This is a genomic window from Methylobacterium sp. SD274, assembly GCF_017355285.1.
GTDB lineage: Bacteria > Pseudomonadota > Alphaproteobacteria > Rhizobiales > Beijerinckiaceae > Methylobacterium.
On record NZ_JADIJP010000047.1, the window covers coordinates 1 to 21,307 of the forward strand.

The 21,307-nt window shown below is 61.7% G+C and carries 10 protein-coding genes and 4 pseudogenes; 6 read left to right on the forward strand and 8 right to left on the reverse strand.

Annotation, left to right across the window (positions count from 1 at the left end):
* Positions 1-476 (reverse strand): annotated as a pseudogene (locus IPV08_RS23185) (IS6 family transposase); the annotation flags it as partial.
* Between the two features lie 202 nt (positions 477-678).
* Here IPV08_RS23185 and IPV08_RS23190 point away from each other — a divergent pair.
* From IPV08_RS23190 to IPV08_RS23205, 4 genes are all read left to right on the forward strand, one after another.
* Positions 679-2,025, forward strand: coding sequence for a DUF262 domain-containing protein (locus IPV08_RS23190; RefSeq protein WP_207414070.1), 1,347 nt, complete (start codon positions 679-681; stop codon positions 2,023-2,025).
* A 2-nt stretch (positions 2,026-2,027) separates the two neighbouring features.
* Positions 2,028-3,989 (forward strand): DUF262 domain-containing protein, encoded by a 1,962-nt coding sequence (locus IPV08_RS23195; protein ID WP_246748191.1) that lies wholly within the window; start codon positions 2,028-2,030, stop codon positions 3,987-3,989.
* A gap of 988 nt (positions 3,990-4,977) precedes the next feature.
* On the forward strand, positions 4,978-7,083 hold the full coding sequence (locus IPV08_RS23200) for an AAA family ATPase (protein WP_207414075.1): 2,106 nt from the start codon (positions 4,978-4,980) through the stop codon (positions 7,081-7,083).
* Positions 7,080-7,328, forward strand: a complete 249-nt coding sequence (locus IPV08_RS23205; RefSeq protein WP_207414077.1) for a hypothetical protein — start codon at positions 7,080-7,082, stop codon at positions 7,326-7,328. Before IPV08_RS23200 ends, IPV08_RS23205 begins: the two co-directional genes overlap by 4 nt.
* A 545-nt stretch (positions 7,329-7,873) precedes the next feature.
* On the opposite strand, the pseudogene IPV08_RS23210 reads toward IPV08_RS23205, so the two are convergent.
* The 6 genes and pseudogenes from IPV08_RS23210 to IPV08_RS23235 form a co-directional block, all read right to left on the reverse strand.
* A pseudogene (locus IPV08_RS23210) lies at positions 7,874-8,248 on the reverse strand (IS1 family transposase); the annotation flags it as partial.
* 189 nt (positions 8,249-8,437) lie between these two features.
* Positions 8,438-8,719 carry a hypothetical protein gene (locus IPV08_RS23215; RefSeq protein WP_207414080.1) on the reverse strand — a complete coding sequence of 94 codons (282 nt, stop codon included), beginning with the start codon at positions 8,717-8,719 and terminating at the stop codon, positions 8,438-8,440.
* Positions 8,720-8,924: 205 nt separating this feature from the next.
* Positions 8,925-9,083, reverse strand: a pseudogene (locus tag IPV08_RS24830) (ISL3 family transposase); the annotation flags it as partial.
* Between the two features lie 1,351 nt (positions 9,084-10,434).
* Positions 10,435-13,797 carry a UvrD-helicase domain-containing protein gene (locus IPV08_RS23225; RefSeq protein WP_207414082.1) on the reverse strand — a complete coding sequence of 1,121 codons (3,363 nt, stop codon included), beginning with the start codon at positions 13,795-13,797 and terminating at the stop codon, positions 10,435-10,437.
* On the reverse strand, positions 13,797-16,424 hold the full coding sequence (locus IPV08_RS23230) for a PD-(D/E)XK nuclease family protein (RefSeq protein WP_207414083.1): 2,628 nt from the start codon (positions 16,422-16,424) through the stop codon (positions 13,797-13,799). The genes IPV08_RS23225 and IPV08_RS23230 overlap by 1 nt, the downstream gene beginning before the upstream one ends.
* A gap of 514 nt (positions 16,425-16,938) precedes the next feature.
* On the reverse strand, positions 16,939-19,137 hold the full coding sequence (locus tag IPV08_RS23235) for an ADP-ribosylglycohydrolase family protein (RefSeq protein ID WP_246748193.1): 2,199 nt from the start codon (positions 19,135-19,137) through the stop codon (positions 16,939-16,941).
* 153 nt (positions 19,138-19,290) lie between these two features.
* Between IPV08_RS23235 and IPV08_RS23240 the strand changes: the two genes are divergently transcribed.
* Both IPV08_RS23240 and IPV08_RS23245 read left to right on the forward strand, forming a co-directional pair.
* Complete coding sequence (locus IPV08_RS23240; protein WP_207414088.1) at positions 19,291-19,941, forward strand: hypothetical protein; 651 nt, start codon at positions 19,291-19,293, stop codon at positions 19,939-19,941.
* A gap of 237 nt (positions 19,942-20,178) precedes the next feature.
* The gene (locus IPV08_RS23245; RefSeq protein ID WP_207414090.1) at positions 20,179-20,697 is read left to right on the forward strand and encodes a hypothetical protein; all 519 of its coding nucleotides are present in this window, start codon (positions 20,179-20,181) and stop codon (positions 20,695-20,697) included.
* Between the two features lie 174 nt (positions 20,698-20,871).
* Here IPV08_RS23245 and IPV08_RS23250 read toward each other — a convergent pair.
* Positions 20,872-21,307 (reverse strand): annotated as a pseudogene (locus IPV08_RS23250) (IS5 family transposase); the annotation flags it as partial.

Here is a 21,307-nt window from a genome sequence, read left to right on the forward strand (position 1 = left end):
TAGTGGATCAGCGTGCGGGGCAGCAGGCCTGCCTTCCGACTCTCGGCCATGGCTGGCTGATACGGACCGGCGCAAGCCGTGTCGATGCGATCCGGAGCGAGCAACGGCTCGGCCGAAAGTATCTTGCGGAAGAATCGCTTGGCCGCGTCGAGATCTCGCTTGGTGTTGAGGAGGAAGTCGACCGGATTGCCGTGCTTGTCGATGGCCCGGTAGCGATAGCGTCACTCACCGCGAACTTTGATGTAGGTGTCGTCGACCCGGACCGATCCACAGTGCGGTCTACAGAACTGCAGCAATCGCTTCTCGATCAGTGGCGCGTAGGCCAGAACTCAACGGTTCAGGGTGTTGCGATCGACCTCCAGACCAAGCTCCAGGAACAGCTCCTCGATATCGCGACAGCTAAGCGGATAGCCCAGGTACCAGGAGTCGGCATTAACGCGCTGCTTCAGTTTTGCGGCGATGGAGAACAGGATCATGGGCCGGCTGCAAGGCGGGGGCAGCAAGCTGGCAAGGAATGGCTAACGGTCCATGAACGAAGGCCTGTTCGCGTTTGCGAAAGGCCCGTTAGACGGGCTCGGCATGTCGCGTTTCAGAAACTCCTAGACGGCGGGTTTTTGTCGCGCGCATCTGGAGGCCGTCGCTCCACTCAATCTGAGGTAAGTGAGGAGAGCTGTAGACATGGCGATTCGTGAAGAGGGGGTCAGCGTCGTTTGCGTCGGCGATCTTATCGACGACAAACTGCGAATCCCTCCGTATCAGCGCCCGTACCGGTGGGAACCGTCAACAGCGCTGCAGTTAATAAACGACATCAGCGATGCGTTCGAGGACAAGGAACGCTCCCAGATCACTTATGTCCTTGGAGCGGTGATCCTGCACCAGAACACAGGCGACGATAGCCCTCTGAATGTAGTCGACGGACAACAACGTTTACTGACTCTCAAGATGATTCTGGATATTCTCGACGGAGCCGATGGCGCCAGATACACGAAAATTACGAGAAACCCTGTCGCGATGGTATGGAATGTCCTGAGCCACCGAGTCGGAACCTGGCCGCACGATAGAAAGAAAGACATTAGGAAATATATCGCCGTTAAATGCCAGTTGGTGCGGGTGGTTACCAACGACGTGGATGAAGCATTCCGTGTCTTCGATTCGCAGAACTATCGCGGCAAACCGCTGGCTCCGCACGACCTGCTCAAGGCACACCATCTACGAGAGATGCGAAAGCGTAAGGAATCGGAGCCGATGATGGCGGCTGTGGTCGAGAACTGGGAAGCAGTCTCGGACCGCGATCTTGACCGGCTGTTCTCGACATTCCTCTATAGAATTTTCCGATGGACTCGCGGCGAAGCTGCTCCGGCCTTCACTGCTCGTGACATCGGGATGTTCAAGGGCATCGCGGCGGCAGACATCAACGCGCCGAGTGCCCGCTATCACTTGGCCGCCCAGGCAGCCGTGCCGCTGCTTACCGCGTGGACTTCGGGCATGCCCCAGGCCGACGAGCGCAACGTCGGGCGCACTCGCTTCCAACTCGACGCCCCCGTGCCGGCGGGGCGTGGGTTTTTCGAGATGGTCTCGTTCATGCTCGGGGAGTTGGCTGACCTGCGCCGGGGCGCGTTCAATGGATGGGAGGAATTCGCATCCTACAACCCGTCCGTGCGGCCGGAAGACCGAGAAATCTTTACCGAAAAGCCTTCGCGTAACCGGTACAGGTACGTTTCCGAGCTGTATGTGGCCGCGTTGCTGTACTTCACGAACAAGTTCGGCGACGAGGATCTTGATGCGGCTCGCCAGCGGCTGTTTGCCTGGGCTTTTACCCCGCGGGTCGGATTTCTCCGGGTCCAGTTCAAGACCGTCGACAAACTCGCTCAAGAAGTGGACGGACCCTCAGCGTTCAGTCTGCTTCGTAACGCCACATCGGGGCGAGAAGTCCATGAGCTTCCAGCCTCGAGCAAGCAGTACAACGACAAGCTAGACCACGAGGCGAATCTCAGTCGCGTGCTGAAGACTCTGGGGGCACAATGACAATGGAAAAGCTAAAGGCGACCGTCATGCCGGTCCGATCGCTGTTCGACGACGGCGACGCGAATTACACGATCCCGATCTACCAGCGGAACTTCGCCTGGGGAGCCGAACAGATCGAGCAGCTTATAAGAGACGTCCGCGACGCAATGAACGAGGGCGAAGACAACTACTTTCTTGGCAACCTCATTGTCACTGAACGCGACTCCAAGACGACCGACTCCAAGTCGATCGACTACGAGGTCATCGACGGTCAGCAACGCCTGACGACGTTGTACCTCCTGCTTACCTACCTTAAGCACAGCACCCCATCGGTCCCGGACACTTACAGGGACCGTCTGCGGTACCAGTCGCGGGCGCGTTCGACCGATGCACTCCGACGGATCTGGTCCAACCGGCCCGGGCATGCTGGCCCTGGCACGGCTGTCGCTCATGAAGACCAGGGAATCCACCAAGGGTTCAACATCATTAGTCAGTTAATGGACCAGACAGTCCCCAAAGGTGATAAGAGGGCTGAATTCGCCGTCTACCTCCAAAATTGCGTCACCCTTGTGCGCACGGTTCTACCGAAGAAGACGGACCTGAACCGGTACTTTGAAATCATGAACACGCGCGGACAGCAGCTACAGCAGGTGGACATCCTCAAGGCACGCCTCATGGCATTCCTCGACAGCGATGCGGTGCGAGCGTGCTTCGCCTGGGTCTGGGAGGCGTGCGCAGACATGGATTCCTACGTCCAAATGTCGTTGACGCGAGGCGACACCGAGACGCGGAAGATGCTGTTCGGCGATGACTGGGCGTGGCTTCGTGTCTCGTCCTTCAACGAATTACTGGCTGCTCATTCCAAACGTGTCATTCAGGCGCACGATGCCAATACTTTCGAGGTCTCCGATGCTGCATTGACGCTCGATAAGGCATTGCTGAAGTACGCCACTGCCGGCGTCGCTTCGCTCTCTGAGGACCCGGATAACGTCCGATTTCGCTCGACTATCGAATTCCCAGCGTTCCTCCTGCATGTGTTAAAGGTCTGGCGAGGGGACGACAGCGATAACGAAGGTGGTCTGGACGATAAGAAGCTCATCAAACACTTCGCGGCCGAATTCCACCACAAGGCCGCTGACGATTCCAAAGTGCGCGAATTCCTCGTGTTTTTGATACGTTGTCGTAACTATTTCGACGCCTACGTCCTCAAGCGGCAGTTCACCGCAACGAACGTGGACGAAGGGGACTGGTCGCTTCAGCGTCTGGTTAAGGGAAAGGTCCCACAGGGAAGGAAGTCAGCGTCGCCCCGATACATCAATACTGCGACGTTGGCCGTGGTCGAGGTTGAGGACGATGGCGAAGTCGATCACGCCAGCAATGATCTTCTCCTGATTGAGTCGATGCTACGCGTGACGTACACATCTCCGCAGACGATGCACTGGATCACCCACGTCCTGAGTATCGCTAACAAACACCCTCCAGAGGAGACGGTGGTGACGCTCGGCCACAGGCTCCGCAGTTACGCACGCGAACGAGTTCGTTCCCAGCTCTCCGAGACTGGAGAGCCGGCCACGGGGTTCGACATCAGCCGCATTGTGTTCACTTACGTCGACTATCTCCTGGCGATCGAGGTCCCGAACGCAGACTTCCGGTTCACTTTCCGCAACTCGATCGAGCACTTCTACCCGCAAGGCCCAAACACGGAATTCCAATCGGCCTACGGCGCGCTGGGGGATTCGTCGGATATTGACCTCTTCGGAAATCTCGCGCTGGTCACCGTTCGCGACAACTCGAAGTTTACGAACTCGCCGCCCATCATAAAAGCCGCGAGCGACGCTATCGTGGCGCAGAGCCCGAAACTCCGCAAGATGGCTGATATAGCAAAGGTTGAAATGCGCGCGTGGGACAGCCTCGCCATAATTGCGCATCACACGGCGATGGTCGATCTCCTCCGGCATGACTTGGCATCTCGTAGTGCACCATAAGGGATGTCTGGAACCGTCGCTTCCAGTCGTGGGGTTTGGCTTGTCTACCTGGCCGGATGAAGGGGCCGTGCCGTTCCGCCTGCGACACTGGACGCGGCGTAGAGGAAGGCTTCGACGCTCTCAATCGGGGCCTATCGCAAACTCGGATGCGAGGCGTGGAATGAACTCTGCTGTCTTGGCTTTCCCCCTTAGTTCGCCCTGGGGAAGGCCGAAGCAAAATGCGAGTAGTTGATTCTGATCCCCCCGGCCTTCAGGCTTCTCGCTCTGTTCGCGTGGATTACGGGGTGAGAATGATGCGGCGTCGAAGGAAAGGGAAGCCGGTGCGGTCGTACATGGTCCGCTTGAGCAACTTCAGCCTGCTGATCTGGCCCTCCGCCTGATCGTTGCCCCAAGACGTCGTCAATCCGGCGCGCGCTGTCTTTTCGACCCGCTCTAGGCCGGTCGCGATCGTCTCGAGAGCTAGTACGTCACTAAGACGCGCGACGTCGAGCCAAACGTCGAGTTCGCCATCCGGATCAGCGGGCCGGTTGCTATCGACACAGTAACTCCGCACCTGGGTAGCGAACCGTTGCGCCGGCGCACTGAACCAAGCCGCCTCCGGGTCCTGCTCGATCCGGCCAATGGCGGCGGTCGTATGGGGATGGAGGGACTCGATGGGTTCGTTCAGGAACCAGGCGAGTTGCTTGGGAGATGGAAAAGATCGCGTCCGTGGCCAGCGTTTCCGTCCATGCCAGCCATTTGCAGGCGGTGCGCCGCGGCGGCTTCGTGCGGCGCTTGGCGACGAAGCGGTAAACTCGCCGGTACGTGCCGGCAAAGCCCTGCTGGCGGGGTTCGCATCAGAACTCCAGCGCGTTCTTGCACCCCTCAGTTAGCCTTCGCGCAAGGCCGAGCAGCGCATCCGACTTTCCCCTGCGCATCAACCTACGTCCGCTTTTGTCGTAGAAGGCCGGCCTAATGCACGCATCGACACAAGGCAACGAGCGGCGCGATGCATCCCTTCGAACGACATCTTCTGCGCGGCTACGCCTACGCGGCGGCGCGGGGCGGGCACGAAGCCGACGACGTCGACCTGAGCGTCTCGGACGCGGATCTTGTGCTAAAGCGCATCCATCATGAGAAGTCCCGACCCGATCGCGATTTCGTCGCGTGGCTGGTGCGGCATGCCGGCGAACTCGCCTGCGAGCCGCTGCCAGACCTATCGCGCGATGCCTATGATTCCGGGCGCGGCCGTGTCGATCAGGAGAGTTGGAACTTGCTCGCGCCGATCCTGGACCGCGTGCGCCCTCCGAAGCAGCGTCCGAGACGGTCGGGCTTGCAGCGCCGCCTCGACTGGCTGATCGAGACACTGGCGCTCGACCGGCTCGACGCGGCTATCCTCGGCTTGACGGTGCGGGCGGCCCTCGATCGGCGTTTCCACACGCTCGCTCAGGTCACGGCGGGAAATTCGCCCGGCCGCGACGAGATCGGCATCCGCGCGCTGGCTGCGCTTCTCGGACAGGGCACTGAGACGATTGAGGGACGCCTGAAGCGCAGCCGGCCCTTGTGCCTGCTAGGTTTCGTTGAGGATCGCAACGCCGGAGACTTCGCGCCGTCCCGCATGGTGCTGCGGGTCGCCCGCATGGCCTCAGCCGGTCCGGTAGTGCTCCGAGAGGCGCTACTCGGCCGTACCGAGCGCCCGCGGCTTGGCTGGGACGACTTCGTCCATCTTGGCCCCGTGCGCGACCTCGCCGAGCGGCTGGTGGAGGGTGCCTTCCGGGAGCGGAGTAAGGGGGTCAACATTCTCCTCTACGGCGAGCCCGGCACGGGCAAGAGCGAGTTCGCCCGCACGCTTGCGGCGCGGGTCGGTGCGCGCGCCTCCTTCATCGGCGAGACGGACGACGAAGCGGGGGAGCCGAACCGGAACGAGCGCATCTCCGCCTTCGCGGTTGCTCGCGCGCTCGCCGGGCGGGCGGGCCGCGTCCTCCTGGTAATGGACGAGGCCGACGACGTCTTCACCGGCGTGGACAGCGACGATGGCCGGCTGCGCGCGGGCTCGAAGGTGTTCATGAACCGCCTTGTCGAGACCACCGAGGCGCCGACGCTCTGGATCACCAATCACCCCGACCGTCTCGGCCCGGCCGTGATGCGTCGGATGTCGCTCGCGCTGCGCCTGCCGGTGCTCGGCCACGAGGGGCGCCGCCGCATGCTTGATCGGATGGCACGTCGCAACAAGCTGCGACTCGGCTCCGCCGATCTCGACCGCGTGGCGGCACTCGAAGCCTCGCCCGCGGTGCTCGATGCTGGTCTGCGCGTCGCGAAGCTCACAGGGGGCGGTGCCGAGGACTCGCTACGCGCTGCCACCTCGGTTGCGGCCGCAATGGCTCGCGGACGTGCCGTCGCTGCCGAGCCGGCTTTCACGTCCTTCGATCCAGCACTCTCGGCGGCGGATCACAACTTGGCCGCCCTGGCCGATCGGATTGCAGCCGGATCCGACCGGGCTCTGTCCTTCTGTTTCTACGGGCTTCCGGGTACTGGCAAGAGCGCCTACGCCCGCCACCTCGCGAGGCGGCTCGGGCTCGATGTAGTCGAGCGGCGGGCTTCTGATCTCTTGTCCATGTGGGTCGGTGGCACGGAAAAGGGGATTGCGGCCGCCTTCGAGGAAGCCGCCGATCGCCGCGCCATGCTGATCCTCGACGAGGTCGACAGCCTCCTGCGTGACCGTGCCGGCGCTCGTCAGAGTTGGGAGGTCAGTCAGGTCAACGAGATGCTGACACGCATGGAGGCGGCCCAGCATCCTTTCTGCTGCACTACCAACTTGATGGGTAGCCTCGACCCAGCGACGCTACGCCGCTTTCTGTTCAAGGTTGAGTTCCGGCCGATGAGCGCGGATCAGACGCACGCGGCCTTCTTGCGTCAGTTCGGCATCGCGCCGCCACCCGGCCTCGACCTCCTCGATCCGCTCACTTGCGGCGATTTCGCGGTCGTGGCTCGGAAGTCGACGGTGCTGGGCAAGCGAGACCCTGCCGCGCTTCTAGGGATGCTAGCCGCCGAGGTGGCGGCGAAGCCGGGTGCGAACCGGACGGCAATCGGCTTCACGGCCAGGGTCGCGCGATGAATGATGATGCGATCTGGAGGACGGCGGCGGCTGTAATGGCCGTCGACGTCGACGGCGTAACCGAGCTCCGTCTCAAACATGCGAACGGGCAAGAAGGCGTCCTGTCCGCCGAGGACATCCTTAAGGGGCACATGCGGGTCATCGATCGCCGCACCCTGGAGGTCAGCATCTACGAGAGCGTCGAGGAGATGGTGTCGGACGGGTGGCTGCCTGGAGATGCTGGAACTTATACCACCTCTCATTGATCGGAACCTATTGGCCCATCGGCGCCAGGGCAATTGTGTGAGCTTTAGGATAGCGTCGGGCTGAAGTGCCGAATCGATTATGAATAGGCGACAAAGATTGGTTCATCGGCACTTTCGGTGCTGCGGCTCTGTTGTCGAGTCAAGCTCTGCCGGTCTCGGGTAGTATATCAGTTTGAAATTTAGATCAGGTCCCCATTCGCATCGAATGTTAGGCGTTTCCGGACAATGCTTTTTGCGGCATTTACTCCGCCTTCAAATGTTGCACTTTTCATTAATTCGGGATATTGTAGTGAATTTAATTTAACCTCTTGTAATTATGAATATAAATCTATAAGAAGCATCTCTTTTTGCTGTCGATGCTGTCTGTAATAATTTCAAGAACCTGCTTTATATAAAAGCGAAAGATATAGTTATCTAGTTCTTTGCCTAAAAGGCGGCCGATGAGGGTATAAGATTGGAATATTCATCAAAATCCTCTCGTTTCATTGCTTGTCCCCATTTAGCTCTCGATGCGGCCCGCGTTTCCTAACAGGCGCATTTGCAGCCTCTATAATCGCTGCCACGTCTTCCATGGTCCAAAGCCGATCGGACACGCCAGCGGCCATAGCCGGACTCATCCGGTGCTTCTTGTGCATCTTCACGAAGTTGTACCAGGCCGTGTAGAGCGCGACCATGTGAGCGTGGTTCTTGAACTTCTTCGAGAATGCGTTTGAGAGGCGGGTGAACCGCTTCATCTGCATGCGCATCGTGAGGTTCTGAAGCTTCACGTAGGACGTGGAGACGTGCGCCTCGTCGGGCGAGCCAGTCACAGTAGTCTTCTTGATCCCGGTGCATTCGGCCGGGCTGTAGCAGCCTGTGGTGCCGCCGGGAGCCGGGCCGTAAAGCTTCACCAGCATGGCGTAGTCCACGTCCGCACCGAATGCGTCTTTCGGGCGTCATGTTCGCCGCCCGAGCCGCCGCAGCCTTCCGGCCCATCTCGGCGGCGGCTTCGTTCTTCTCGGGGACAGAGCCGTAATCCTCCGGTTCCTCCTCGGTGGCGATCTGCATCACCTTCACGGCGTTGCCGATCGCGTCGGCTGGGCGCTTCTGGCCTTTAGGTCCGGTCGGCATCAATTGCCTTTCACTCGTTCAAGCACGCGGGTCTGAATGCTTATGTCTGAGATGCGCTCGCCTGTTGGCTCAACGAGGAACAAACCTCTGTACTCTTTGAAGCTGTGCGGAAAAGCGTCGTAGTTATCCGCCACGCCGACAGCCACCTTGAATGGTTCATTAGCGTTCATTGCTGCCAAAAGCTCCTCTTCTTTCTGGAACCATACTTCCAGAAAAATGGTTTTGCTCGGCTTATCAACTACCCACCCCTTAGTCCATGAGATGGGCACGGTGTCGATCACTATTCCTCGGCTCCATATATGCCCCTTCCAACTCCCGCGATGCGTGAAGGTCATTTCCAGCTTGTCGGACGCGTGCCCCATCCCGGCCTCCTGCTTGGCGTCAAACATACGCCAGTGAGGGAAATCACGCGAGGGATCGGAACGGGAACGCGAGGCTCAATCGGTCGGGGTCAATTTTCAAACTGAGACACTACCCGGTCTCGGCTCACGCGGCATGGAGGACGCGCTGGCACAGGAGATCGAGTCCAGATCGGCCGTACATGCTGCGCTTGATAAGTTTCAGGCGGTTGACCTGCCCCTTGATAGGACCGTTGCTTTAGGGTTCGATGATAGCAGCGCGCACGGCTACCTCGTCCTGGCGGAGCCCGGTGACGAAGCCGCCGAGATTGGTCGCAGCTGCGGCCTCCAGGCGCGGTGTCAATCCTGCAAGATTTCCCTGGCGCAGGAGGTTGGCGAAGGCACGTACATCCTTGGCGGCCTGCCTCAGTTTCGGCACGGCAATGCAGAGTGTGCCCCCGCGCCGAAGCACGCCCGCAGACCTGACAGGAGGCTTGGGCCACCGTGGTCCGGGCGGTGATCAGCAAATTCGTTCCATCCAGCGTCAGGTTATCGACACGCAGGCTGTCCGGGACTGACGGCATCAACGGGTTCGAGATCGGCATCGCGCTGCCCTCGGGCTACCACGCGAACCAACGCCTGAATCACTCCGCAGCACCGAAAGTGCGGATGAACCACGCTTCAACGCTCTTTCACACCTTGCGGCTTCCGGAAGTCTTTCCGTGTACCGAGGCTTCGGCGCGGAGCGGCCGTTGTGTCAATCAGACGTTACAAAACTAATCCAGCTGAACTGAGAGCTGCTGCCACGTCCTCCAGCTTCTCTTCTACGAAAATCTTATAAACAAAGCGCATACCGTTCTCGTCCCCTGTCATTCCGGTGGTCGTGATCTCAGTTCGATCACTTTGGACAGGACGGCCCGGTGTAGGCGCGGCTGCGTTGACGGCGATGATATTATCCGAGTTCACGTAGATCGGGCTCGTCGAGCGAGCCATCGTCAGCTTTAAAAAAGGCACAGCGTTCCTCCGAGAAAGACCGTCAGCATGCCACAGCCTACTTCTCGGAGTCTCAACCGTCCGGGACCCGCCCAGCAATATCCACGCCTGACACGAAATGCCCGTCGGCTCAATCCGGCCTCTTACATACTTCGGCCCTCAATAGCTTGATCTGGGCAACGAGCCTCTGATGGTCCGTATGGTGCGATCGCGTCAGCGATCCTTCGCCCGAAAACCGCAGTAATATGGAGTAGTATTAAATATTGTTAGGTAAGGAGAATTTCTACAGATGGCGAGCCAAAGGTGTCAGACAGCTTTTAAAATAAGTTCGTCCGAACTTCCGGTCCTGCGGGGTGTGAATAAGTGCCGAAGAGCGACTTGTGTGAGATGAAGCATGGCCTCTTTTTTGATCTGCGCAATCTTAAAATTAGGTGGGGTCACGATCGGCGCCGATCGTGACCCCACCTAATAAAAAAATCTTCTAATATTACAAAATCTTAAGGTGGTCTGCGAGAAGGGTCACGCTTCAACGCTTTTTTACATCTGGTGCACCAAGCAGATTGTTCTCCCTCTGCTTGTTATTTACCACGCCGAAACCGCGCGACGCGACGGGCTGGATCTGCCTAACGTCACAATGGCCAACGCTGTCGAAGCTCTGGCTGTCACTACAGCACCACCCGCTCAACGCGGCCGCTTGTCGGAAATACGATCAGGCCGACTTTGACGCTCGTGGCGCGCAGGTAATCGCGCACCTGCTGGCGATAGCCGGCAACCGTCTTATCGTCTGGGGCGACATCGCTTTTCCAGTCAATGACTAGGTCTGCCTGCCGATTGATGAAGCCGATGGCATCAGCGATGCCGAAGGTCACGGTGTCGGCTTCAGCTCCGGCCTCATAGGCGTAGATTTGACATTCGGCGATGAGAGACGGGCGAACCGAGGCGATCTCCGGCAGGTTGAGTGCCCTTACTACGGACCCAGCTAGCTCGGCCGGATTGCAGCCCTGTCCAGGATCGTCCGCCGGCGTCCGCCCAAGTTCGCAGATGAGTACTGCTGCGCGCGCGGCCAGGCTCGCCTGATCGTCGCTAAGTTCGCCGGTGAGCACCTCCTCGAAAAGCTTGTGCATGACGAGGCCTCGCTCGCGGCCACCCTGGATCTTGACAACAGCAGAGACATCGTCGACCTCCGAGGCATCTCCGCCGCCGATCACTGTGGGCTCGGCTGCAACGGGATCTATCTTGTCAGCGTCGCGATGGTTGCTCGGTGTTTTCCAGGTGAGGCCGCGGGAGACTGACGCGATGACAGCCCCCTCGGAAGCGAAGGCAACGTGGCTCTGGTCATTTGCTGCGGAACCTGCACCAGCAAGCACGACATCGTCATAGGCCGCGACGTCGACGCTGGGCAAGTCCCCGATCATTAGGTCGACGACGCCGAGCCAACTACGCGGATCGACCCCGGACGACGACCGCGGCAAGATCAGGAGTTCGCGCGACCGGGTCGCCGCGACATACCAGAGCCGAACGCGTTCGCGTGCGATTTCGTCCTTTTCATCGCTGCTCGCCTGTTCGTAGCCGCCGGGCGCGACGCCGAAGATCTTGCAGTAAAGGCACGATGTGCCACGCTCGATGACAGCGCCCACTGCGTTCATCATCCCGGTCGAGGTGTTCACCGGGATCACCAGCGGCCACTCCAAACCCTTCGCGGCGTGAATGGTATAGAGCGAGACCGACTCCTCCTGGGCGTCGGGTCTACCTTCGCCGGCCTTGCCTTCATCTTCCCAGGCCGAGGTCATCGCCTCGGCGAAGGCGCGCAGTCCGCGGATCGCATAGGGTCGCGCCATCGTTAGGTAGAGATCGACATTGGCAAGCGCACGCTCGGCTTGGCCCTGATGCCGCACCAGCAGCGTGGGACGCACGTGCAACTCGGCGATGGCTTGTGACAGCAGGTTGTGGGGCGTCGTCGCGTTGCCGCGCATGGCGAGCCCTTGAAGGCGCGCAAGTGCGTCCTTGGCGACGGGATCGCCGACATGGTCGAGATCGGCCCACAGGGTCAGGCGGCCGGGTCCGTCCTCGCCATCTTTGCGAGGCAATGCCCAAACGATGTCGAGCAGGACCTCGTCGGTCAGCCCAACGAGAGGTCCTCGTAGAAGCGCGCCGAGAGCGAGCGTGTCGCGCGGATCGGCGAGCACCCGTGTCAGGGCGATTAAGTCCTGGATTTCCTGGCGCCAGAAAAAGCCCTTGCCTGCCTGCGTCGCGACAGGCACGCCGCGGCGCTCAAGCGCCTCCTCAAAGCGCCAGAGCCCATTGCCGGTTGGAGCAAGCAGGGCAATGTCGCCGGGGCGGCACAGCCGCGCCTCGCCCGTCTTATGGTCGCGAACCTGGTGGCTGCCGATCAGGCGAGCGCACAGCTCGGCCACAGCCTCGGCCTCGGCGGCCTTGCTAGCTTCGGGGTTTTTCTCGACCGGTCCCTCAAAGTCGAGAGCGGCCACGCAAGGGTGCGTGCCGCGGTCGGCGTGCCAGTGGTCTAGCGCCGTGAAGCCCGGCTGGTTGTTTGCGACCGAAAGTGGGGTCTCGAAACGACCGTTCACAAATTCCAGGATAGATCTGCACGAGCGGAAGTTCGTCGCGATTGAGAGCACATTGGCTGGGTCCTGGGCAATGATAGCCTCGCGCGCCGCGACATAGGCTCGAACGTCGGCGCCGCGGAAGCGGTAGATTGCCTGCTTGGGATCGCCGACCAGGAACAAGGCACCCGGCCGCAGGGCGCGCGTCGACCAGTCACCGGATTCCCCGACATCATCGCCGCAGAGCCGCCAGAAGATCTCGGACTGGAGTGGATCGGTGTCCTGGAACTCGTCGACTAGGACATGTGCGTAGCGGTTGGCCAGCGCCTGGCGCACAGGCTCGTGGTTGCGCAGCAGGTTGCGCGCGGCTTCAATCAGGTCGTCGAAGTCGAGAAGGGCGGCATCGCGCTTGTAGGTGCGGAATTGTTCGATCAGGGGCTGCAGCTCGGTCATGAGCAAGGCCAGCAGCCGGCTGGCCGCGTTCGAGATGAGATCGGTCCAGGCTTCGCCGGCAGCCTTGTAGAGGCCGTCGGCCTCGGCGAAGAGCCGCTCGCCCTCGGCCTTCGAGAGCGAAGCCTTGGCTGCGGCCGTGGCCCAGGCGCCCTTGCGCCGATAGGACCTGAATCCGCCGGTGGTGGTGCAAAGTTCGTCGCCAGGGACCTCATTGACGAGGCGCACCAGAGTGGCTAGTCCCTCGTCGGTCTCGGCTGGCGCGACTGCCGCTGCCAGTGTCTCGAAGGCAGTGATGATGTCCGCGAGATCCGGCTCGAGGCATGGCGCACGGTCAATGAACGCGCGCAAAGCCGAGACGGTGTGGTTAAACGCTGCTGCAGGCTCGGATATCGGCCGCGACGGAGGCGGCATCAACTCGCGAGAGCGTCGCATGCAGTCAGACACGCGCTCGATCGCACCGAGCGTCTCATTGGGGTCGACTGCAACCATCTCGATGAGTAGCGGGCTGCCATTGGCGCCGAGCCGATCGCGGATCCAAGCATCGCGCAGATCCATGAAGACGAAGTCGGCATCGTTGCGGTCTGCGACCGACGCGCCGGGATCGATGTTCGCCTCGGCCGGGTAGGGCTTGATCAGCCTCTGGCAGAAGCCGTGGATCGTCGAGCAGGTGATCTCGTCGATCTCATGACCCGCTCTATCCAGATTCGCTTTCTGCTGCCTATCGAGCGCGCTCTGAATGACGCTTCCCAACTCTACGGGGATGCGACCAGCCGAGAGTTCGTCGACGAACTGACGGATCCTCGCGAGCAGTTCGCTTGCCGCGAGCTCAGTGAAGGTAACGGCAGCGATGTGGCGCGGCCTGATGCCCGAGACCAGCATCATGGCGACGCGGCCGGCCATGATCGCTGTCTTCCCCGAGCCGGCCCCTGCCTCGACGAGAAGAGAACGGTCGTGAGCCGTCATGGCGATGATGCGATTGGCTTGGTCGGGCAGGTTTCTTGTCACGACGGTCATTAAAGCGCCTCCCAGACAGCTGCCGCCGGCCCGAGCAGCGTAGTCGAGGCAACTTGCTTGCGGGGCTGGTATCCATTCTTTGAATTCGCCGGAAGGGCGAAGAGCAGGTCGTTGTACTGATCAGCGGTGTCGGGTCCAGGCAAGGCACGTCCAGACTTGAGGTTGTCCCTAGCCGTGGCCAGATAGCCCGCGACCTCGCTCAAAGCCGTGTCTGCGTTTTCGAGTGCGATGGTTCGGCCCGAACGCGGGTAGCGCAGCACCGCCTCGACCTCGACCTCGTCACCCAACAGTACCTTCACCGCGAAGGCATAGAGGCAACGCTGGAGCTCCTTGCCACCGTTAATGATGAACTGCTCGCCCCCTTTGGGCGGCTTGCCGGTCTTATAGTCGCTGACGCGCGCGACGCTGTGGTCGCCGGCCAGATCAAGGCGATCGATGAAGCCAGAGATCAGGAAGCCGACACTGGGGATGCGAACCGGCCTGGTTGGATCCCATGGCATCAACGAGGACGCGTTATGGTCAACGCGCGCAAATGGAACCTCGGCATAGCTCTTCTGACCCGGCAGCGGATCTTCGTCCTGTGGCCGGATGGCGACGGTGGCGAGATTGCGCATATCTTCGAGCGTGCGCATCCAGATCGCAGGCGGTGGAACCGCCTGGGTCGCCTCGAACTGCGATGCAACCTCTTGTGCTGCCGCGCTGATGGCAACATGAACCTGCTCCGAGGTAGCGCTCGCTAACCCTCCCTCGGCCTCGAGGCGCTTCACCGCCCCATCCAGGGTGGCGTGGAGAATCTCGCCAAAACCACGGTTGTCGAGCGTGAGCGGCTCGGTTCCCATGCGCGGCGACTTGAGCCCGAGCCCATAGCGCCAGACGAATCCCAGCGGGTCGCGTAGGAGCTTGCGCAGCGAGGTTGCAGACTGGTTACGCGCCAGGACGAAATCGAGAGTGGGGTGATCGGCCCTAACGAGCCCGTCATGCGGCGTGATCTCGGAGGTGTGCCAGTCGATCCAGCAAGCCTTTGCGGAAACTGCGAGCGGGGTGGTGATAAACTCGTCGATCCTGGCAGCCAAGCGATCGACCTCGCTCATTGCATGCGCCGGCGTGCTGTTGCGCCGGAGATAAATATCCTCGCCTGGAACGCCATGCAGCAGCGGGCTCTTGCCGAGCATACGGCCTTCGCCGTCTCGCCGCGGCCGAGACAGGACGATTTCCGATCGCGTCGTAGCCAGGATCGTCTCGAAATCGCGGCGATCAGCGATCCCGATCGGCAAAGGGTCGATCTGGGTGCTGTGAATGATGTGGTCGGGCAGGAGACGATCTTCCGAGGCCAGCCTCGGCCAGGCGCGTGAGGTCAGACCGAGCAGCCGCACGAACGGGCGCGGGCTGGCAGACAAGGCCGATGCCGGCATCCATGCAATCGCGGCGGGCGCCTGCGCGCTGTCGTCGATCCGGATCCCGTTCAGCGTGATCGGGATGGCGACAGCCGGCCCGTTCTCCATGGCCTTCAGCCAGACCCTCAAAGCTGACTTGGGCAGGATCTCGCGACCGATTTCCTCGGCCCTATGCAGTCCGCCACCCAAGGTTCTAATGATCGCGCCGAGTTGCGGAGCATGGTCGGCTCCGTCGGGCCAAGCGTCAGCCTTTAACTGGGCGAGGAAACGGGCCCATGCGGTCGGGGATGACAGCGGCGCGTCCTCGGGCAGGATACGCAGCCACCCTTCCGGCAGGCCAGCAAACAGGCCGGTTTCGCGGCAAAGTGATGCCAGCCGCCGCAGCCGGGCCTGGCCCAGCCCGCGCGATAGGATGTCGGCGAGCGCGGCGGCAGCCTGACCATCGCGTGTAGCAATGGCGCTTGTGCCGTGGACGAAGCGGATGTCGAGATTGGCGTCGCTGCGCAAGGTCAGCATGTGATCGTCGTAATCCGACGGGCTCGCGGCCGCGATCGCGATTTCGGACGGTTTGGCTCGACCCGAAGCAACCAGCTTGCGGGCCCAGCGGATCGCTTCGACGACCTCGTGAAGGGCCGTGGCGGCACTGACACTCGTCAGCGCCGGAGATGTTGGCGCGGTACGAATGATCTTCACTCCGGTTGCATCGAGCCACTCGGGCGCATGCCGCGGGCCCGCCTGCCAAGTGATGGCGATGTGCCTCGTCAACGCCAGCAGCAGCGGACGCCAGCAGGGGGACATCTCAGTCTGGCCGACGATTTCGATGCTGCCCAGGACGGCCGGTGCATGGACGATTCGCGAGATCGCGCGTTCGACTAGGTCGCAGGGGCGCAGCATGCCGGACGGCAACTTGGCGATGACCGCCTGCTCCAGAGCCGCCATGGCGGCGATGCGAGGATGTTCCTCAGTGCGCGCTTGCAGATTCAAGCCTGAGCGCCAGACCTTGTGAAGCGTCTCTGCGGTGGCGCTGGTCATGCCCGGAAGCACCTTGATCGCGTTGAGTTCGCCAAGGTCGGTAGCGGGCAGGATCTCATGGATTGCGCCGCTCAGCGTGTCATTGTCGATGCCCCGCGAGAAGCCGCCTGCCAGGCGAGCTGCCGCCTGCTCGAAGGTCATAACGGCGGTACCAAAGTCGCCATTTTTCGCCATGTCGACGCGGATCGAGCGCGTTGCCATGCGGCCACTGGTGATGACGGTCCGACGGATCGATTTCACAGAAACCCTAACACTTTAAAGCCAAATCTCGTTACGCGAGTTTAGTTGAGGATTGAAATCAAAAATTGTACGAGACGCTTACTCGCGCAACTTGCTGAAAGCCCACAATTTCACGACGGTACGTCATAAGCGGTTGTAAAGCTCTCTCGAAGACGTATCCGCAGTGGCTGAATGGATGCCATTGCGCCCGAAACTTGCGAGTGTCAGTACCACGGGGCCGTGTGGGACGAAGGCCTCTACGAGCAGCCGAAGCCGGATGCGGGCTGCTGCGCGGGGAGACTATGCGGCGCGGTTGAGCACCCGGTGAGTGTTCATTGCTCCCGCCGCGGCCATAATCTCGCAGGTGCTCAGGCAGCCCCCGACACGCCTAGATCATCAGCGCGCGGGGGGGCTTCGTCGAGCATCCGTCCGTTCGAGGCGAGCATCCCTCCGCGTGAGCGCGACGAGGACGTTTTCCGTTTAGTTCGTTCCTGCGTCAGCTCGTCGAGCGCAACATCTGTCGCAGCAGCTTGCCACCACGGCTGCCGTTCGTCTGAAACGCTCGCCGCGGCTCGGCGCCTCTGTAGACCACCACTCCCGGCTCCTCAGTCGTCACCCCCCATCGCTTGGCGGAGCGCGCCACAATCAAAGCCGCGTCCCCAGATCGAACGCGCGGCAAGAGCGCGTCCTGCACGAAACGCTGGACCATGCGAGACGAGGGAAGATCGTTCGCCACTTTCGTCGCTACGTCCCCTTCCTTTGAATGGTAGGGAACGAGCTGGATGACGCAGATGTCCGGAGCATCGGTTTCGACGACGTCCGGTCCGAAGGTCTGACGTGCCCACCGGAAGCCGGGATGCTTGGAGTTCTTCTTCATCAGATAAAGGTACGGATGATCCCCCAAGAGATTGGCGCGCAAGGCGGCTCGGAAGGCGGGACGTGCCTCCTCAATTCGATCGTCCTCGCTCAGTCCCGGATTGAGGAAGAGGATATAAACTTTCGCGTTGCGTAACGATCCGGCCCATGGGACCGGATGCAGATCGAGGGCGAAACTGTTCGGGGATACGTGCGGTACGTCATCCGGGTGCACGGACGCATCACCGAGCCGCGACCAGAATCCAATTAGGTCGTCGACCGATTTCGTCCATGTGTCTGTATGACCAGGGGGCACAGACCCGCCTTCGGCATCCCCACTTGGAGCTTGGAGCGGGACAAGGCGTCCATGCCGAAACTCCATCTCGCCGATGCCCGGCCGAAAAATCCTGACCCCCTCTGCTGTCGCGACGAACCTCGATTGGCGAGACGGGGCAGCAACGGGATTGCCGGCATCGAACAGCGTTTCGGCTGCCGCTTCGATCCGCTCGCGCCATGCCAATACGGCGATCCACTCCGGCGGGATGCCCGCGAGTCCATAGATGGCCCCGGCAAGTTGACCGGCGATTGCGGCCGTTGTGTCAGCATCGTCCCCGAGGTTTGCAGCGAGCAACACTGCCGAGCGGAAGTTGGTCGTGCGCGCCACCGCCCATGCGGCAGCCTGGAGCGACCGCACGACGTATCCCGAACCTTCGATCGCCTCGCGTCCCACACCACGCCAATCCCCCTCAATGGCCTCGGCCGCGGAGCTTTCCAGCACCGCATTCAGCGGTAAGCCGGAAATGGCCTGTGACAGCAGGTCGGCGAAAAGACGGGAGCAGCGCACCGTCGCGGGCGACCCGTGCGTGGTCCGGGTCTGACGGTCAGAGATCTCTTGCAGTCTCTCGGGGGCATTCCAATGGCGGATCGCGATCGGTGCAAGGCGCATCAGAGCGCCATTTCCGGATACGGCATCGCTGGTCGAGCCGGCAATGGGATCGCCCGTCTGCTCGTAGCGATCCAGGGCGGCCCGCGTGGCGTTTCCGATGTCGAAACAAGTTCCGGTGCAGGAGTAGTCCCCACGTCGATGCCATGCGACGAAGCGGTCCATCAGGTCACGGGCGTCGAGATTCGGATCCTCGGTGAGGCTGTCGGCGAGGGCCAGTGCCTGCGCGGTATCGTCGGTCCACTGGCCGGGCCGCAGCTGGAACGGACCACCGCCGACGATGTCGTCGAGGAGCGCATACCGAGGCTTCTGTGTGAACTCGATTGTGGTTCCGAGTGCGTCGCCAACGGCAAGCCCAATCAGCGCTCCGACTGCGCGATCCCGTATGGCCTCGCGGGTCTGGGAGGGCGGTGTGAGTGGTGCGGCCCGTCCCCGCGAGACCCAGCGCTCCTGAGCCGGGGTCTCGATGGCACCGGGGCGCACGGCCCGGACGGCACGCATTGCCTCGCCCGCCTCCATGCCATCCTCGACCAACAGTCGCGCCACGACCATGCCCGACCGACCGAGGCCGCCCCGGCAGTGAACGAGCACGCGCCCACCGCGGGCGACCAGAGCCCGGAGTAGGGCTGAGAGCGCCGACCATGCGGCCTCGAAGGTCACGTCCGGCGTAGAGACGTCGATGATCGGGGCGTGGTGCCATTCCATGTGCCGACGGCGGACCTCCTCACCGATCTCGGAGATCCTGACCTGCACCAGTTCGTGCTCCTCCATAAGCGTAACTACCGCAGCCGCGTTCCACGCCGCGACCGCGTCGAGGTCTGCGCCTAAATTGCGGGTATGCGGACCGGCGAAGCCGTAGGCCTGCGTCTTGCCCGGTGCGATCGTGATGCCGAACATTCCCCCGTGCCGGCCGCTTGCGATCTCGGCGATCCGGAGCGGTTCGATTTTGTTCTGCGCCATGGTGTTCTCCTCGGTTGCGTGGCGACTCTAGACCGTCCTAGCGTCGTGCCGGACGCCTGTCGGAATTGTCCGGGCAGATCGGGAGGGCACGTGAGCGGGACCTATATCGGATTCTATTGGACCCTTCCGGTGCCGCGGATCGGCTTGCGCCACCTTCCCCGAGACGCCGCGGCTGCAGCTGCCGTCAGCACGACGATCCGCTATCAGCGGGCCCTGACGCACCGCTACGTCACCGGCCTCGAAGGACGTTTGGAAGGACGTTTACTCGGGGAAATCGCCTTCATGGACATCCGGCCCGACCGGGCCACTAGCGCCGTCCATGAGGCCCTCGAACAGGTACAATCCATCGCGGGCGATCGACGGGCGGCGGTGATCCACGTTGCGTTCAACGAGCGGTCGTGGCGGGACAACCCATACCTCGTGGAGCATCTGCGCAGGCTGGACGTCGAGCGCGTTCCCCTTTCACCGGATCCGATTGATCTTGATGGCGAGAGGCTGGACCCCATCCGTCATTTCTCGGAATGGCGCGAACAGGAGACGGCAGCGATGTCCGCGTTGCGCCTTGGGGCTTATGCGGGGCTGCGTGCGGCGTTGGCCGCTTGCCCCGAGGGAGAAGGCCGCTGGCGGACAATCGCTGATCGCCTGAATGCCGAAGGGACCAGTACGGTGCGTGGCAGTCGATGGACCCCCGAGAACATCCGCAAATTGGCCGGACGTTTGCCGAAGGAAAGCAAGGGATGAGCGGCGGCATGCACACTTTCACGCTGTCTTGACGTCGATCAAACGATAGGATGTGTCTACTTTCTAGTACTGCTGAACAGAGCGTCGCCTGCCCGCCCCTGCCGCGATCTCATCTGTTTTAGCAGCGAGTAACGCCGCTAACCGGCCATCGACTAGGATGGTTTTTGGGTCTTGCTGATGACGCCGTGTCCTGGCATCTATGCCACTTGAGCGAGAACACGATCACGGAGTACAGCCATGAGCGGGATCTCTGTCAGAAGCATCGCTTTTGCCGTTCTCGGTCTGACCGCCGGGATGCCCTATGCGTTTGCCGCGCCGGCAGGCCCCGCCGCGCCAGCCCTGGCCATTTACATGGCAGCCACGAAGATCCCTTGCTACACGCAAGCCGGCGAGGATGCCTGCACGATCAAATCGCTGGATCAGGGCGTGCTTCTATTCCACGGCAAACCAGACGCAGGTACTGACGAGGCCGTCGCCTTCGTCGAATACCAGTACGATGCGACTGGTAATGGTATGGACCAGATGGCCATCGTCCTCCGCTTGGTCGGCGGTAAATGGATTGTCGTCGGGCGCGCCAATAACACAACCGGGTCCTCGCCGCGCAACGTACGTTTCTCCCCCGGCGCGATCACCTATGTTGGGACCGTGGTGGGTGCCAATGACAATCGGGCCACCCCCACGGGTAAGAGCACGTTCCGGCTGGCCGTTGGGGAACGCAGCGTCTCCTTTGTCGGCGACCGTGCCAAGGGTCGCTGAATATCGGATCCTTTTCGATGCTGGGCCGAAACCCAGCCAACACGTGGTCTGGGACTGGGGTTGCCCCGTTTCTGTGGGGCAATCCCAATCTGCGTTCCTGCGCGGCCTCGATCAAAAGCAGAACGTCCACTTCTGAGCGTGCGACCCACTTCCGGTGTTAGGGGCTGGACTCGATCAGAACCAGGAGGCGATGACGGAGGTGAGCGCGACGGCGGAGGCATAGTTTCGGGCGAGTTTGTCGTGGCGGGGGGCGATACGACCGAAGTCTTTGAGGTGGTAGAAGGTGGCCTCGACGCGCCAGCGTTCGCGATAGCGGCGCTTGTCGTGGTGGGTTCTGCGCTTGCGGCCGCGCTTGCCCGGGATGACAGGTGTGATGCCCTTCTCCCGCAGGTCAGCGTGCAGCCAATCGGCGTCGTAACCTTGTCGGGGGCCAAGCGATGGATGCGGCCTGGGGCCTCGGCCAATACCTCTTGGGCGGTGCGCACGTCGCTGGCGTTACCGAGTGTCAGGAGGAGGACGCCGGGACGGCCGAGCACATCGGTGAGAGCGGGAATCTTGGTCGTCTGACCACCGCGCGACGGGTTGATGGCCTACGTTCTCGCCCCCCTTT